Annotated in this window: 13 protein-coding genes and 2 pseudogenes; 5 read left to right on the top strand and 10 right to left on the bottom strand. The window is 61.9% G+C overall.

Annotated elements, in window-relative coordinates; translation table 11 throughout:
• The 6 genes from BMX67_RS18605 to BMX67_RS18580 form a co-directional block, all read right to left on the bottom strand.
• Positions 1-968: taurine ABC transporter substrate-binding protein (locus BMX67_RS18605; RefSeq protein ID WP_090738134.1), on the bottom strand; the 968-nt coding region annotated here is incomplete at its 3' end.
• Positions 969-1,115: 147 nt separating this feature from the next.
• A complete protein-coding gene (locus BMX67_RS18600; RefSeq protein WP_217645917.1) occupies positions 1,116-2,222 on the bottom strand; it encodes a glycerol dehydrogenase in 1,107 nt (368 codons plus the stop codon).
• A 5-nt stretch (positions 2,223-2,227) separates the two neighbouring features.
• Positions 2,228-3,001: an SDR family oxidoreductase gene (locus BMX67_RS18595; RefSeq protein ID WP_090738130.1), complete on the bottom strand. Its 774-nt coding sequence runs from the start codon at positions 2,999-3,001 to the stop codon at positions 2,228-2,230.
• Positions 2,994-3,602, bottom strand: a complete 609-nt coding sequence (locus BMX67_RS18590; protein ID WP_175479985.1) for a dihydroxyacetone kinase subunit L — start codon at positions 3,600-3,602, stop codon at positions 2,994-2,996. Before BMX67_RS18590 ends, BMX67_RS18595 begins: the two co-directional genes overlap by 8 nt.
• Before the next feature lie 2 nt (positions 3,603-3,604).
• Positions 3,605-4,600 (bottom strand): dihydroxyacetone kinase subunit DhaK, encoded by a 996-nt coding sequence (locus tag BMX67_RS18585; RefSeq protein WP_090738126.1) that lies wholly within the window; start codon positions 4,598-4,600, stop codon positions 3,605-3,607.
• A 23-nt stretch (positions 4,601-4,623) separates the two neighbouring features.
• Positions 4,624-5,862 (bottom strand): NAD(P)/FAD-dependent oxidoreductase, encoded by a 1,239-nt coding sequence (locus tag BMX67_RS18580; protein ID WP_090738124.1) that lies wholly within the window; start codon positions 5,860-5,862, stop codon positions 4,624-4,626.
• A 178-nt stretch (positions 5,863-6,040) separates the two neighbouring features.
• Between BMX67_RS18580 and BMX67_RS18575 the strand changes: the two genes are divergently transcribed.
• Positions 6,041-6,802, top strand: a complete 762-nt coding sequence (locus BMX67_RS18575; RefSeq protein WP_090738120.1) for an IclR family transcriptional regulator — start codon at positions 6,041-6,043, stop codon at positions 6,800-6,802.
• Between the two features lie 9 nt (positions 6,803-6,811).
• On the opposite strand, the pseudogene BMX67_RS18570 reads toward BMX67_RS18575, so the two are convergent.
• From BMX67_RS18570 to BMX67_RS18555, 4 genes and pseudogenes are all read right to left on the bottom strand, one after another.
• Positions 6,812-7,388: pseudogene (locus tag BMX67_RS18570) on the bottom strand (IS5 family transposase); the annotation flags it as partial.
• A gap of 209 nt (positions 7,389-7,597) precedes the next feature.
• Positions 7,598-8,287: a transposase gene (locus tag BMX67_RS18565; protein ID WP_175479984.1), complete on the bottom strand. Its 690-nt coding sequence runs from the start codon at positions 8,285-8,287 to the stop codon at positions 7,598-7,600.
• Positions 8,284-9,843: an IS21 family transposase gene (gene istA, locus BMX67_RS18560; RefSeq protein ID WP_090738118.1), complete on the bottom strand. Its 1,560-nt coding sequence runs from the start codon at positions 9,841-9,843 to the stop codon at positions 8,284-8,286. The genes BMX67_RS18565 and istA overlap by 4 nt, the downstream gene beginning before the upstream one ends.
• Positions 9,844-10,281: 438 nt before the next feature.
• Positions 10,282-10,659 (bottom strand): annotated as a pseudogene (locus BMX67_RS18555) (IS5 family transposase); the annotation flags it as partial.
• 126 nt (positions 10,660-10,785) lie between these two features.
• Between BMX67_RS18555 and BMX67_RS18550 the strand changes: the two are divergent.
• From BMX67_RS18550 to BMX67_RS18535, 4 genes are read left to right on the top strand one after another with little or no spacing between them, the layout of a single operon-like run.
• Entirely contained in the window at positions 10,786-11,262 is a 477-nt protein-coding gene (locus tag BMX67_RS18550) for a TroA family protein (protein ID WP_090738117.1), read from the top strand.
• A complete protein-coding gene (gene fhuB / locus BMX67_RS18545) occupies positions 11,259-13,232 on the top strand; it encodes a Fe(3+)-hydroxamate ABC transporter permease FhuB (RefSeq protein WP_090738115.1) in 1,974 nt (657 codons plus the stop codon). The genes BMX67_RS18550 and fhuB overlap by 4 nt, the downstream gene beginning before the upstream one ends.
• A complete protein-coding gene (locus BMX67_RS18540; RefSeq protein WP_090738113.1) occupies positions 13,229-13,996 on the top strand; it encodes an ABC transporter ATP-binding protein in 768 nt (255 codons plus the stop codon). The genes fhuB and BMX67_RS18540 overlap by 4 nt, the downstream gene beginning before the upstream one ends.
• Positions 13,997-14,004: 8 nt before the next feature.
• On the top strand, positions 14,005-15,705 hold the full coding sequence (locus tag BMX67_RS18535; protein WP_090738111.1) for an ABC transporter ATP-binding protein: 1,701 nt from the start codon (positions 14,005-14,007) through the stop codon (positions 15,703-15,705).
• The last annotated feature ends 119 nt before the right edge of the window (positions 15,706-15,824 follow it).

Raw genomic sequence — 15,824 nt, 5'->3', positions numbered from 1 at the left:
TGCAGCGGCGCAAGATCGACAAATTCGGCATAGCTGTCCTGAACGGACGGGATGTTGCCAAGGTCGTAAAACATCGTCGCGACGCCCTCGACATAGCTGGCCAGGCCACCGCCCAGCCATTTCTGCGACAGCTGCGCCTCGGTCTCGGGGAACTCGAACCCGTCGATCACCGCGGCCGCCGCCTCAGGGTCCATCCCCGCATCCTGCGCGATCACCGGCAACATCTCGTCGCGGCGGTCGCCGGCGGTCCACATCGCGTTCATCTCGGCCGTGGTGGCCACGAAATCGGCCAGAAGCTGCGGCTGCTCGGCCGCGAAATCGCCCGTCGTGGTCGTCAGGTCGAAGGTCAGGATCCCGATCTCTTCCTTCTCGGCCCCGCTCAGCAGAACATTGCCGCTTTCCTTCATCCGGTTCAGCGCACCGCCCCAACCGCATGCCATGTCGATGCTGCCCTGCTCAAAGGCCGCTGCAGCCTCCGCAGGTGCCATGTCGACAAGCGTCATCGACGCGGGGTCCAGATTGAAATGCTGTAGCAACTTCAAGAACGTGTAATGAACGGTTGCGCCAACCGGCAGCGCAACGGTCTTGCCCGCCAGTTCCGACGCGCTGTCCTTGTCGATCTCCAGCCGGGACGCAACGACGCAGTTGTCGTTGTCGGAAAGCGAAACCGCGATGCCAACGGCGCGCAGATCCTGCCCCGCAGAGGTGGCGACGATAAATGGTGTCGTGCCCTGACTGATCGCGATCTGCACATCGCCAGCAGCCATGGCCGCCGACATTGCCGTCCCGGAATCAAACGCGACCCAGTTGACCGTCACGCCCAGCCGTTCATCATAGATGCCCTTGGCCTTGCCGTATTGAAACGGCATCGGCCATTCCTGAAAATACGCAACCGTCAACTCGTCACTGGCAAGAACAGGTGATGCCAGGACCGACATGGTGGCGGCGATAGCTGCAAAAGATTTCATGGTTCTTCCTCTGTTGGTGTGGGACCGCCTTTTCGCGGGCGGCGTCGCGTCGATTTTCCGGGTCGTCTTTTGTCGTGCCGGGTTCTTGTGCCCGCCCGGTGAGACCGCAGGAATGCCGGGCGGGCAATCCCTGCGGCCTTGATAAGGTCAGCCCTCAGCAATCCTGCTGTCGTCAGGATGACCCGTGTCGAGATACCGCAAAGCGGTGATGATCTCGGCCTGACTGATCCGGTCAGGCATGTTTCTGATGGGCGAGCCGTCGCGCAGCACGAATTGTGACAGCGCGACCAGTTCATCCTCGCAAAAGGGACCAAGGCCAAGCGCCGCAAACCTTGTCGGCAGCCCCACCCGTCCAAGGAAGTCCTCGACCTGATCGAACTGTTCCCGATCCTTCACAAGCAGCAGCAGGAACAGCACACCCAACGCCACACGTTCGCCATGATGGCTGCCGCTGACATCGGTCAGGCGCGACAGGGCGCCGTCCAGCGCATGGGCGGCGGCGACGCCCGTATTCTCGAAACCGGTGCCGCTGAGGAACAGGTTGGCTTCGATGACGCGTTCAAGATCGTCGTCGATCACACCGCGGCGCAGCGCATCCAGGGCCGCAACCCCATGATGCAGGATCGTGTCGCGGCAATGCTGCGCCAGAACCATCGCGGTGGGCGAGATATGGCCCCAGCGGAAATTTTCGACGCCCGAGGCGCGGCACATCTGCGCCTCGTACCAGGTGGCCAGTGCATCGCCCATTCCGGCGGCAAGCAGGCGCGGCGGCGCATCCGCGATGATCTGGCTGTCCACCAGGACCAAAGTCGGCGCCCTGTCATGACGAAGGACCCCGACATGCCGATGATCCTCGGTATATTCGACCGCAAGGCTGCTGACCGGCCCGTCAGTGGATGCGATTGTCGGCACGGACACGAAAGGCAGCTTCAGCCGGTCGGCAACGACCTTTCCGGTATCGATGGCCTTACCGCCGCCCGCCGCAATGATCACATCGCTTGCCGCATCGCGCGCCTTGGCAACAAGGCGTTCGATTTCGGGACGGCAACATTCGCCCCTGAATTCGTCGACGGACACCGCCAGCCCGGCCTCGCCCGAGCTGCTGCGCATCCGCGCACCGATCAGGTTCAGCACAAAGCCGTCGCCAAGGACGAAGGCCCTGTTGCCGATCCGCAGGCAGAATTCACCAAGGCGATCAATCGCGCCCGGCCCTTGTATGTAAAGCTGGGGAAACCCAAGACTGTTCAGGCGCATCGCAGTCATCCCATCACCGATGTCAGTCCGCCATCCACGTAAAGGATATGGCCATTGACGAAATCAGAGGCACGCGAGCCAAGAAACACTGCGGCCCCGGCCAGATCCTCGACCTCGCCCCAGCGGGCGGCAGGTGTCCGCTTCATCAGCCAGTCGTTATGCTGTGGATCGTCCTTGATCACCTGCGTCAGCTCGGTCAGGAAATAGCCGGGCGCAATACCGTTCACCTGAATGCCATGCCCGCCCAGTTCATCACACATGGCCGAAGTCATTTGGGCGATCGCGCCCTTGGATGCCGCATATGCCACGGCATTCTTGCGCCCCAGCTTTGACAGTGCCGAACAGATATTGATGATCTTGCCCGACCCGCGCCCGATCATCGCCGGTGAGACCGCGCGCGACATGATGAAGGCGGTGTCGACATTGGCCCGGATCACCGCAGCGTAATCGTCCACGCTGATCTGGTTCATCGCGCCGCGCCGGTTCGTGCCGGCATTATTGACCAGAATGTCAATCTGATGTCCCGCCGCCGCAAGTTGCGTGATGGCCTGATCGACGGCTTGCGGATCGGCGGCATCAAAAGCCGCCCCCGCGACGTTGTAACCCTTGGCGCGCAGGGCTTCGACCGCGCTGTCCAGAACATCGCGCCGACGGCCATTCAGAATAAGCCGTGCCCCCGCACGGGCCAGACCCTCGGCCAGACCAAGGCCGATACCGGTGGCCCCGCCGGTCACCAGCGCGGTCTTTCCGGTCAGATCGAAGAGAGCAAGATCAGCCATGGGCAAGACAATCGATCATGCGCTTGACCGCGACCATGCCGGGGTCATCCATGCCGACCGTCCGGTCGCCAAAAATCCTTGCGCGGCCGATCTTGCAGGGAAGATCACGATAGGTCGTCAAAGCGTCATCGGCGGCCTGTCCCGCGGCGGCCAGCATGGCGGCGGGATCATCGCTGCCCCGGATCGCCGCGATGATCGCCGCAAGACTGTCCAGCATCGTCTTGTCACCCAGCGTCGCACCCCCGCGCGCCATCATGGCGTCCAGTGCCTGCTGCAGCAGGTCAGGCAGCTGCGACCAGTCGATCCGGTCCTGCCCCTTGGTGGTCTTGGCCGCCGCCATCAACGAAATCGCCATCAGCGTGCCGAAAGACGACCCCGACACCTTGGTCATACCCTTGGCGCAATCCATGCAGGCCATGCCGAAATCCTGCGGCAGCGCCGGCGCCAGTCCCGACAGATTGTTAAAGCCGTTCAGGAAGGTCACCCCAAGGTCGCCATCGCCAAGACGGCCATCCAATTCGTTAAGCTCGGTGCCGATCGGGTCGGCTTGCGCGGCGATGCTTTCGATCGCGTGGCGCAGGCTTTCTGTGGTCAGGGTCACTGTCAAACGCTCCAGAACGGGTTGGTTGCGGGGGCAGCCAGAAGAGTTTCCAGCTGCTGATCAAGCTTCATCAAAGTGATGGAGGCGCCGGCCATCTCCATCGAGGTGGCATAGTTGCCGACCCGCGCAATCGCGACGTCGATCCCTTGCTCCGACAGGATCTTTCGGGCGGCACGGTGCAGGATATACAGCTCTTCGACAGGGGTGGCCCCCAAGCCGTTCACCAACAGCGACACCCGGTCCCCCGACGCCAGGGACAGATCGCCTGTCAGATGGGTCAGCAGTTCTTCGGCAAGGGCATCCGCCGGTTTCGCCTTGCCGCGCCATACGCCGGGTTCGCCATGGATCCCCATGCCGATCTCGATCTCATCGTCGGCGATCTCGAAGGTCGGACGGCCGGATTGAGGTACGATGCAGGACGCCAGCGCCACCCCGACCGACCGGCAATTGTCGGCAGCACGTTGCGCCAGCGACGTCACTTCGGCCAGGTCATGGCCTGCGGCGGCGGCGGCACCGGCGATCTTCATGACATAGACCATACCCGCCACACCGCGCCGCTTGTTCATCTGATCCGCCGGCGCGCTGGCGACATCGTCGGTCACCAGAACCTGGCGGACCGCGATATCCTCCATCTCGGCGAATTCACAGGCCATGGCGAAGTTCATCTTGTCGCCGCCATAATTGCCTACGATGCACAGAACGCCCTTGCCGCCATCGGCAAGGCGTATCGCCTCCAGCATCGGGTTCATATCGGGCGAGGCAAAGACATCCCCGACCGCGCAGGCATCTAGCAGACCGTCACCGACATAACCCGCAAACATCGGAAGATGGCCGAAGCCACCCCCAGAAACGACCCCGACACGCCCCGGTTCGAGCACCGGTTTGCGCAGCACGCGGCCGGTCGCGCCATCGACCTTGAAGATCCGGGGATGCGCCAACTGCATCCCGTCCAGCACCTCGTCAACATAGTTGACGGGTTCGTTCATCAGTTTTTTCATGGGACATACCCCCTGCTTAAGCTTCAGATGGCGACATCCATGGGCGGCGTCGCATAGCCGGCGGCATAATGGCCAAGGATGCTGCTGACCGCGGTCTGGGTGTCCATCGGCGCGGCAAAGCGCGCCGGGTCGACGCATGCCAGCCGGTAGGGTGGCTTGCCCGTCGCGATCCATTCGCTGAGAAACTGCCCGGCGCCGCCTCCGGTCCCGATGCCCACATGGAACCCCGAGGCAAGCCAAAGCCCCTCTTGCCCCGGCACTGGCCCCAGCATTGGAAAGCCATCGGGCGCATAGCAAAGCGGGCCATTATTCGCGACCTTGATGCCCACTTGGGCGAAAGCGGGGAAACGCCACATGCAGCGTTCCAGATTGGGCATCAGGCGTTCAAGATCCGGGACCAGCAATTCGCGTCCGAACTCGGGCGGAATGCCGTCGACATTCCAGGCCACCGGCTCTTTTTCATAGACCCCGATCAGAAAGCCCTTGCCTTCCTGGCGGACATTTCCTGACACATACGGGTCGCGCACGGTCGGAAGCTCGAACCCCAATGCCGCGATATCGGGATGGGTTTCTGTGACCAGTTCATGATGTTCCAGCGCGTAAAGCGGAACGTCGATATCCAGTTGCGCCAGCATTTCACGCGCCCAGAAACTGGTGGCGACGATCAGCCGCGTGGTCGTGAATACCTTGTCGTTCGATCGTACTTCCCAGACGCCCGTGGCGCTTCGCCGAATGCTGTCAGCGGGGTGCTGTTGCAGGATCCTGGCGCCGCGTGCCCGCGCCGATTGCGCCATCGCCATGGTCGCGCCGGTCGGGTCGACATGACCGTCATCGGGGGTATGGGCCGCGCCCAGCACGCCTTCGCAATTCATCAAGGGGTGCAAAGCGGGGATCTGTTGGGGCGAGACCACCTGATAGGGAATGCCCAGCTTCTTGTAGATGGGCACCAGACGTTCATAGGACGCCAATTCGTCAGGGGTTGTCGCAAGTCGCAGGCTGCCGGTCTTGTGAAACCCGACCGACTGGCCGCTTTCTTCCTGCGCGCGCAGATAGGTGCGGATCGAGTTGACGTACAGGCGCGTGATCTCGGCGTCATGGCCGAAATGCGTACAGTTCCCGGCGGCATGCCAGGTCGAGCCCGAAGTCAGTTCGTTCTTTTCCAACAACAGGGTGTCGGTCATGCCCCGCTCTGCGAGGCCATACAGGATGCTGCAACCGACGATGCCGCCCCCGATGACGATAGCCTGCACTTGTTCGACCATAGACCCTCACGATCTGTTCGTATTATAAAATATAAAGTTCGTAATGCAAAATGATGCGAGGCACGCCCAGCTGTCAAGAAAAATCTGCCGACGCCATACAGGCAGACCAGCCGGCATCACGGCCCTTGCGGCGAACCCGGCAAGCCCGTAGCTGAATCAAACGGTACGGAGGACGTCCATGCGCGAAGTTCAAAGCTCGATTGTAGAAAAATGCGTGACCGTGATAGACGTTCTGGCACGATCTCCCGGCGCGCTGACCTATTCGGAAATATCGGAGGCAACGGGCTTCAACAAAAGCTCGACCCACCGCCTGCTGTCGATTCTGGTGGGTCAGGATCTGGTCAAACTGGACGAAGACAGCAAATCCTATACCATCGGCAGCCGCCTGATCGGATGGGCGCGCGCAAGCTGGCAGAAGATCGATCTGAAACTGATCGAGGATCGCGACCTGCAACGGATCAGCGCGGAAACCGGCCTGAATGTGGCGCTTGCCGTAAGGATCGACAATTCGGCGACATTCATCCGCACCCATGTCGTCCACCCGTTCCAGCTTGCCGTGAAGATCGGCGGCCAGTCCGAACTTTTCTGCACCGCCGTGGGCAAGCTGTTCCTTGCGCATATGACCGACGATGAATTGGACAGCTATCTTGATGCGGTGGATCTGGAAAAGCATACCGAGAATACAATCACGAACGCGGACGACCTTCGCCGCGACCTCGTCAGGATCCGCAAGCGCGGCTACGCGATCGGTGATCGTGAAGAGTTCTGGCAAATCGTCGGGATCGCGGCACCGGTGATCGATTACGACAACCGCATCGTTGCGGCGATCAATGTCTGGTCGCCGACCAAGCTTGCTTCCATGGACGAGATCAAGACAAGGGTGCCGACATTGCTGCGGGCCGCCGCTGACTTATCGAAACGGTTCGGCTCTGTGATCTAGTGTCAGGATTCATAACCAATAGATTACGGTCGCTGCGAGGGCGATGGCCGATAGGAACACTACGGGGCATCGGTCATGGCGGGTCGCCAATCCTTGAGCCTGCCGAACATGATCTCGATACGATTTTTCCGCTTGTAGCGACGCTTGTCGTACTTGATCGGCGTCTTGCGTTGCTTCCGACCGGGTATGTAGGCGTGTATGCCTTTGTCTTTCAACGCTTTTTTGAACCAGCCGGCGTCATGGCCGCGATCTCCGAGCAGCCATTTGACGTTTGGCAGGCTACCGAGAAGCGCCCGCGCGCCGGCGTAGTCGATCACCTGGCCAGCGGTGATGAACAAATCGAGCGGTCGTCCTTGGCTGTCACAGATGGCATGAAGCTTGGTGTTCAAGCCGCCCTTGGTGCGACCAATCGGGCGACCGCGCCCCCTTTTTTGGCGGCCATGCTGGTCGCCGTTCGATGTGCCTTCAGGTATGTTGCGTCGATCATCACAGTCGTTTTCTCGCCGTGTTCCGCCGCCAGCCCGGCCATCATCCGCGCGAAGATGCCCTTTTCGCTCCAACGCTTCCACCGGCTGTATAGCGTTCTCTGATTGCGGCGTCGTCAAGCGTGGGGGCTGTCCGGGGTCATGGTTCTCTCCGAGGTCGCATTGAGCGCCTCATGATGGTTTTCGGCGGCGGGTCGTCTCCAATGTCTTGTGCGGGGTGTGGCGCATGGCCATCCCATACTCTACAGCGAGATCGATCAACCTCCGTCCCGTGGGGACTGCGCTCCCCGCTTCAGGGCGGGAACTCAGATCAGGCGGTGGCCTCCTTTGTCCATTGATAGTCGGTTCCATTTTTCCAGAGTGTCAGCATCAGCACGGCGATTTTGCGGGCGGTCGCGACCGCCGCCTTGCGGAAGCCGCGCCGTCCGGCCAGTCGCACGGCCCAGCTTTTGAGCGGCGAGAAACGTGTCACCTGACCAATTATGCAAGACGCCGCCTCGAACAGTAGCCCGCGCATCGCGCCGTCACCGCATTTCGAGACGCGCCCAGACCAATCCACCTCGCCAGACTGATATCGCTTTGGCGTCAGCCCGAGGAAAGCGCCCACATCTGACGTTCGGCTTAACTGACCGGGATCATCAACCAGGGCTATGAAGCTGAGCGCGTTGACCGGGCCGACACCGGGGATGGTCATCAGACGGCGCGCAACAGGATGGGCCTTGGCCCTTTTCTTCACTGCCTTGTCCAGGTCGTCCGCCACTTTGCACAGGATGGCATGGGCACTGATGAAGCCATCGGCTACCCGCAACTTTGCGGCGCGAAGAAGTCGGTCCTTCCGCGCATTCTGACGATAAAGCTCCTCTGCATCGACCAGCATCGCCAGCCGGTCTTCGAAGGCCATGTCCGCCTGTCGAGGAGTTTCTGCTTGTTGGCGCAGAGCTTCCCGCATGCCTTTCAGCTTAAGATCATCAAGTTTTCGAAGTGTCGTCTCAATGCTCATGCACCAGTCCTTCCGTAATAGTCAGCTCCGCGGATATTCCTGTGGTTGATCGTAGGATCATCGTCCCTATCCACCTCAACTGCGGCATCCATCCGCGCTGGCTGAGCAATCAGCCGTTCTATGCGTTTGATGTGAGGTGCGTCTGGGCAGTGGGCCAGAACCCAATCCGCAGCTTGGGTGACGATTTCTTCACCGTGATTTTCAACCAGTTCAGCGAGCTTTCGCGCGCATTTGTCGGTCGCACTCGGGTTCTTCCAGACCGTCAAGTGCAGTCTGAGGTACTTGTCGATCGGCTTGGCCTGATACCTGCCCCAAGTGTTGAAATAGCGATGCCGATGGTCACCTTGGTAGCGATGGTTTTCCGGCTGATGGGGCCGCAGTGTCGAGACCTTCCCTGTCCCATCTTGGCGCGGATGAATAGCGACGCGGCGATGGTTATGGAAAAGGCTCACAACCTCCTGATCCTCGAAGAGATCGATCGCCTCGCCAATCAGCTCATGCGGTACGGAATAGAAGTTGCCGCGATGTTCGACATGATAGTCATCTGGAACCCGAACGGATCGTATGTGTTCCAGGTTGCGGAAAGGCAGATGCGGCAGCTTTCGCAAGCGGCTGCGTTCCTCGCTTTCGAATATGTCTCTTCGAGACCGCCCTGCCAGGCGCCGCATCGGCTTTTCGTTGATCCGGTCGAGCTCCATAGCGATGGCGCGGTTGAGCTCGGCGATGGAATGAAAAGTCTGCCCCGACAATCGCAGCGTGATCCAACGTTTGACATGTAGCACGGATTGTTCGACCAGCCCCTTATCTTGCGGGCTGCGCACTCGGGCTGGTAGCGGCGTGACGCCATAATGCTGCATTGCACGATCAAAGCCAGGGTTCAGAATTTGCCCGCGCGCGCGTGACCTAGGGTGAGATACTGCTGCCTTGAGGTTATCGGGAACAAGATACTTCGGTGTTCCGCCATAATAGTCGAACATGGCGACAGTGGCTTTGATCCAACTTTGTGTGCTCTGATCTGGCACTGCAGTCGCGAAAATGAGGCGGCTGTGGCCGAGAGCACCGACAAAAAGTTCAACCGGTCGCGTCTTGCCCGTCAGAGGATCCGTTATCTTTCGGCGTTTGCCGGAGAAGTCGACAAAGGCCTCCTCGCCAGCAACATGTACCTGACGCATGATCGGCACGCGCTTCTTGAGGTGCGCGCTCTGCCGCCGCCTGAACCGCGTGTAGCTCATGGGGTTTTCGGCCTGCCGGAAGTACTCATCGTGCAGAACCGTCATTACCATGCCGTTCTCCGATGACATGCGGCGCGCCATCAGGTCCCAATCCGGTTCTGTCCATTGGTTTGATGGAGGCTGGCGTTTCAGGCCGAGTACGGCGAGCAGGGCGTCGACGGTCAATTCGTCTATCTGTTCGAGCCCGAGCGGGTGATCATGCAGCTTTCTCCTGTACTTGGCGACAGTCGTGCGATGCGCGGCGCACACCTGACTGATCGCAACATCACTGAGATCGCCGATGACGGTCAGGCGTAGCACTTTCTTGAAATCCATTTCTGGCATCTTCTAGGCACGCCGGCCCTGTTCGGAACGATTGAAAATCGTCCGGTGTCAGCCTTGACGTGGTTGCGGTGATGTAAGAGGATTGCCTTATCGGTCAGGCACCGAAGGCATTTTCAGAGGGCGTACACCGGCAAGTGTACGCCTTCTTAAACTTTCAAGGCCAAGTCATTCCCCATTCTGCTGCGATTTATCTGTCCATAATTGGTCAACAGAAACCTGGAGCTTTTTGGCCAATGCGTTGGCAATCTTGGCGGAACGCTGCTCTCGTTTGGCGACATCGACCGGTAATCCCCCCGTTTTTGCGGCGACTTGGTCGTAGAATTTACTCGGCCATTCTCAGTTTCCGGGGCGGGGTCATCCCGCCGTTGTCCATGTTTGGGCGCTCGTTATTGTAAGACCAGAGCTACTCGGTATCCCCCCGGCGGAGGCCGCCTGACGCCGGACCGACGTGATGTCGATGAAGGCCAGGAAGCTCTCGGCAGTCTTGTCGTAGCGGGTGGCGACACGCCGGGCGTTCTTCAACTTGTTGAAACACCTTTCGACCAGTTTACGCAGACGATACGAGGCCCGGTCGACGTCGAGGCGCTTCTTGCGTGGCTTGCGCATGGGGATGACGGGCAGGACGTCGCGTTTGTCTATGGATTTGCGAATGCTGTCAGCGTCATGGCCTCGGTCGGCCAGCAAGACGCTTGGTGTGGGCAGGTTTCCGGCCATGACCAGATCGAAGCCAAGATAGTCAGAGGTTTGCCCCGCAGTGATCTCGGTCCTCATGGGTAGCCCTGCAGCATTGACGAGGAGGTGGATCCTGGTCGTGAAGTGGGAGGTGGTCCAGAAAACGATCCGGTGGATCGTTTTCCCACCGGACGCTCTTGAGCGCCCGAAACCCTGTCGCCTTCGCCATGGTATTGAACCAGTGGCGCCTCATGGCTCACCGACCTTTCGGTGGCCATCGGGGACCCGAACAGCGCCGCCCGCGCAATCGACCGCTTCGATACGGGCATGGCCTCGGCAAAGGATCGACTGGCGGCCTTCTCGGATCGTCCCTTCTGCGTGGTGAAACTCGGGGATGCACGGCACCTGCGGGCCTTCGGAAAAGACAGCATGTTCGGAAGCGTCCTCGAACGCCTGGGGCTGAGGAACTCCTGGATCGGAGGGACGCGTTTCAGCTTCCTCGCACCTGTTCCCATCGAGCGCCTGATCGAGTTTCCGGACGCCAATCTCGTGGTCGTCGGAGAGGTGCCGCCGCAGGCGCAGCACGGCCTTTCCCGCAGCGTCCTGTGGAAGGCACTGCCCCAGGTCGCCGACCGCAGAACCTATCACCTGCCCGAGGTGAACGCCTTCGGCGGCTTGCCCGCCGCGATGCGCTTTGCCCGCCTGCTGGCGCACACATTGAATTCTGGCCCGACCGAACTTGCATGAACCGTAATTCGACAGTTTCCTTTGCGGTGCCGGCCGCGACATTCGCTTTGATCATAGCCGTGCTGGTGACCGAGCTGCCCCCCGGGCGCTGGCCGCACCTTCCCTTCCTGCCCGGTCGCATGGTCCTCGATCAGATCGGGTTCGCCTTCGGCACCGCGCCTCGGATCGCGATCGCGCTTGTTGCCGGGGCGGTTCTCGGATTGTCGGGGGCGATGCTGCAGGCCGTGCTGCGAAACCCGATCGCCGATCCCTCGACTCTGGGCATATCGTCCGGGGCACAGCTTGCGCTGGTGGTGGCGACGATCTTCGTGCCGGATCTGCTTGTCCATGGGCGATGGCCCATCGCGATGCTGGGCGCCGCCTGCGCAGCTGCGATCGTGTTTGCCATAGGTCCGAGGCGCGCCTTCGCGCCGGTCACGCTGGTCATCGCGGGCATGCTGGTGTCCCTGATGTCCGGCGCGATCGCGACCGCGATCACCCTGTCTCAAGGCGAATACCTGCTGTCGCTGGTGATCTGGAGCGGGGGATCCCTCGTCCAGCAGGATTGGAGCGGCGTCAGATCCCTGGGCGCTGTCCTTGTCGCGGGCCTTGCGGCAGCGCTGGTCCTGGAACGCCCGCTTCGGGTGCTTTCGATAGGCGTCGGCGGGGCATCCGGCCTTGGCCTGAACGTCGCCGCCATAAGGTTCGCAGTTCTGGCCGTGGCCGTGGTTCTGGCCGGTGCGGTTTCGGCCGAACTGGGATTGATCGGCTTCGTGGGGCTGGCCGCGCCGACGATCGCGCGCGCGATCGGGTTCAACAGCCTGAGGCGGAATCTGCTGGCCGCACCGCTGATCGGCGCGCTGGTGCTGTCGGTTTGCGACAGCCTTGTGATCCTGTTGGACGCCCGCCTGGGCGAGATGTTTCCGACCGGTGCGGTGACGGGGCTGCTGGGCGGCCCCCTTCTTATCGCGCTGCTGGCCAAGCTTCAAGGCTCGACGCCGCCGGGAACCGAGAACGCCGAACCCGCCGCAGCCCGCATCCGGCATCCTTACCGCGCATTGCTGCTGATCGCCGCGCTGCTTCTGGTCGGGGTCGTGCTGCTTTTGCTGATCGGCAGGCTGCCTTCCGGCTGGACGGTGCTCGACTGGGAACACTTCATGTCGTTCCTGCCGATGCGATTGCCGCGGCTGATCGCTGCAGGCGCGGCGGGGGCGGCGCTGGCGATTGCGGGGGCGCTGCTGCAGCGGCTTACGGCCAATCCATTGGCATCGCCAGAGGTCCTCGGCGTCGCGGGCGGGGCGTCGCTTGGATACGGGTTGGCGGTCTTCGCCACTGCCGCCCCCTCGGCGCTGATGCTGAACGGGGCGACCGTGTCCGGAGGGATCGTGGCGCTGGTCCTTGTCGCGGTGTTCGTCAGTCGGCGCGACATGCCGCCGGAACGAATTTTGCTGGCAGGGATCGCGGTGTCGGCATTCGCCAGTTCGGTCCTGGCAGCCCTGATGGCCACCGGCGATCCACGCGCCTGGCGGATACTCGGATGGCTCAGCGGGTCCTCGGCCGCAATCGGGATGACGGGCGCAGTCACGTTGGCCGCAGTCGCGGCATCGATGTGGATGGCAGCCGCGTTCGCCGCACGCTGGCTGGCGATCATGCCACTCGGGGCAGGGGTCGCGGGCGGGCTTGGGGTGAACATCCCGCGCGCAAGGCTCCTGCTGATCCTGATCGCGGGAACAGCGACGGGGGTCGCCACCATCTTCGTGGGTCCGCTGTCCTTCGTCGGCCTCATGGCGCCGCACATGGCCAGCCGGGCCGGCTTTCATGGCGCAAGCCAGCACCTGCACGCGACCGCGCTTATCGGGACATGCCTGATGGTCTGCGCGGATTTCGGGGCAAGGATGGCCGGCTTCCCCTATGAACTTCCCCTTGGGCTTTTCGCATCGCTGATCGGTGCGCCTTGGCTCATGGCAACCCTGTCGAGGAAAACCGGATGACACTGTTCCGGATCAGGAACCTTTGCGTGGACGTGCCCGGCAGACGACTGCTGCACGATCTGTCGACCGACATTCCACAAGGCACCGTCACGGCCCTGATCGGCCCTAACGGATCGGGCAAGTCGACCCTTCTGAAGACGCTGGCCAGGCAAATGAATGGCTCGGGCAGCGTGATCTTCGAAGGCCGCGAACTTTCGGACTGGGCGCGGCAGGATTTCGCGCGACGACTTGCCTTTCTTCCGCAGAACATGCCCCCGGCCGAAGGAATGACCGTGCGCGAACTGATCGCCCTTGGCCGCTATCCCTGGCATGGCGCCCTGGGTCGCTTCGGTCCGGGCGATCACGACGCCGTCGCGGGCGCGATGCTGAAATGCGGCGTCGAGAATTTTGCCGATCGCGTCGTCGACAGCCTGTCGGGCGGAGAGCGTCAGCGTTCCTGGCTGGCCATGTCCGTGGCCCAGCAGGCAGGAACGCTGTTGCTGGACGAACCGATCAGCGCGCTGGACATCAGCCACCAGGTCGAGGTCCTGTCGTTGCTGCGCAGAATGTGCCACGATCAGAACCGCAGCGCCGTGATCGTTCTTCACGACGTCAACATGGCGGCCCGGTTCTGCGACCACGTCGTCGCGTTGCGCGGCGGCCGTCATGTCTTCGAAGGCACCACCACAAGCCTGATGCAACCGGACGCGCTTGGCGAGATCTTCGGGCTGCAAATGCAAATCCTGACCTGCGCCGATGGAACACCGGTCGCGTTTCCCACCTGAGAACCTTCATGCTCAAAGACTTCTTCTCGTATTATCGCCCCTTCATGGGCCTGTTCTGGCTGGATTTCGGCTGCGCGGTCGTCTCGGGCCTGCTCGAGCTGGCCTTTCCCCTTGCGATCACGGGCTTCATCGACCACCTGCTGCCGCAAGGCGACTGGTCGCTGACGGTGACCGCGGCGGTGGGGCTGCTGCTGCTCTATGCGATCAATTCCGGCCTGCTGACGATCGTCATCTACTGGGGCCACAAGCTTGGCATCAATATAGAGACCGAGATGCGCGCCCGCGCCTTCGATCACCTGACGCGGCTGTCCTGGCGATGGTATGACCGGACGCGCACCGGGAAGCTGGTTGCCCGCGTCACCCGCGACCTCGAGGAGATAGGAGAGGTCGCGCATCACGGGCCGGAGGACGCCTTCATCGCGATCATGACGTTCATCGGCGCATTCGCCCTGATGTTCGCGATCAACGCCAAGCTGGCGCTGATCGTGGCGGCCATCGTGCCGGCTATGGTCATCCTCGTCATCGTCTACGGGGGTCGTATGACGCGGACATGGCGCGCGATCTATTCCCGTGTCGGCGATTTCAACGTGCGCCTGGAAGAGGCGCTTGGAGGCGTGCGCGTCGTGCAGGCATTCGGAAACGAGGCGCACGAGAACCACCTGTTCGCCCACGACAATGCCCGCTATCGGCAAGCCAAGCTGGACGCCTATCGCGTCATGGCCGCTTCGTCGGCGCTGCAGTACATGGGGCTGCGACTGGTCCAGGTGCTGGTCATGGTCATCGGGGCAGGGTTCGTTCTGGGCGGGGAACTGACGACGGGCGGCTTCGTGGGCTTCCTTCTTCTGGTCGGCGTCTTCTATCGCCCGCTCGAGAAGATGGCGGCCGTCATCGAAACCTACCCGCGCGGCATCGCGGGTTTCCGCCGGTATCAGGAGCTTCTGGCGACCGAACCCGAGATTGCCGATGGCCCGGACGCCATCGACGCCGGCGAACTTCGGGGCAGGATCTCGTTCGAAGATATCGCCTTCGCCTATGACGAATCCCGCCCTGTCCTTCGCGGTATTAACCTGTCGATCGAGCCGGGGGAAACCGTGGCCTTCGTCGGGCAGTCGGGGGCGGGCAAGACCTCGCTTCTGGCCCTGGTTCCGCGCTTCTACGAACCGGATGCGGGGCGCATCACTGTCGATGGCATGAGCCTGGCCGACATCAGGCTGAACACGCTGCGTCGTCAGATAGGCCTAGTGAGCCAAGACGTCTTCCTGTTCGGTGGCACCCTGCGCGAGAATATCGGTTACGGACGACTGGACGCCTCGGACGACGAGATACTCGTCGCATGCGCACAGGCGCAGTTGACCAGTCTGGTCGAAAACCTGCCGAACGGTCTCGACACGATCGTCGGAGAGCGGGGTGTCATGCTGTCCGGAGGTCAGAAGCAGCGTGTCGCCATCGCCAGGGCGTTCCTGAAGAATCCGCCAATTCTCATCCTGGACGAGGCCACCAGTGCCCTCGACAGCCAGACCGAACGCGAGATCCAGATCGCGCTGGACCGTCTGTCCGTCGGTCGAACCACGCTTGTCATCGCGCACCGACTGGGGACCATCCGCAACGCGGACAGGATCGTGGTCATGTCCGAGGGACGCGTCGTCGATGTGGGAACCCATGACGAATTGGTCGCGCGCGGCGGCGCCTATGCGGCGCTCGCAGTCTGAGGGACGGGTTGTTCTGACTGCCCCCTTCAGCGCCGCCGATCGAGGCATCGTCGACAGCGCACCGGAACGGCCCGACGATCTATGAGCCGCATTTTCTGCGCATCGAACCGGGTGGCACG

The organism is Paracoccus homiensis (genome assembly GCF_900111675.1).
GTDB classification, from domain to species: Bacteria; Pseudomonadota; Alphaproteobacteria; order Rhodobacterales; family Rhodobacteraceae; genus Paracoccus; species Paracoccus homiensis.
Note: the sequence above shows the minus strand (reverse complement) of the source record. Positions and strands in the feature narration are given on the sequence as shown.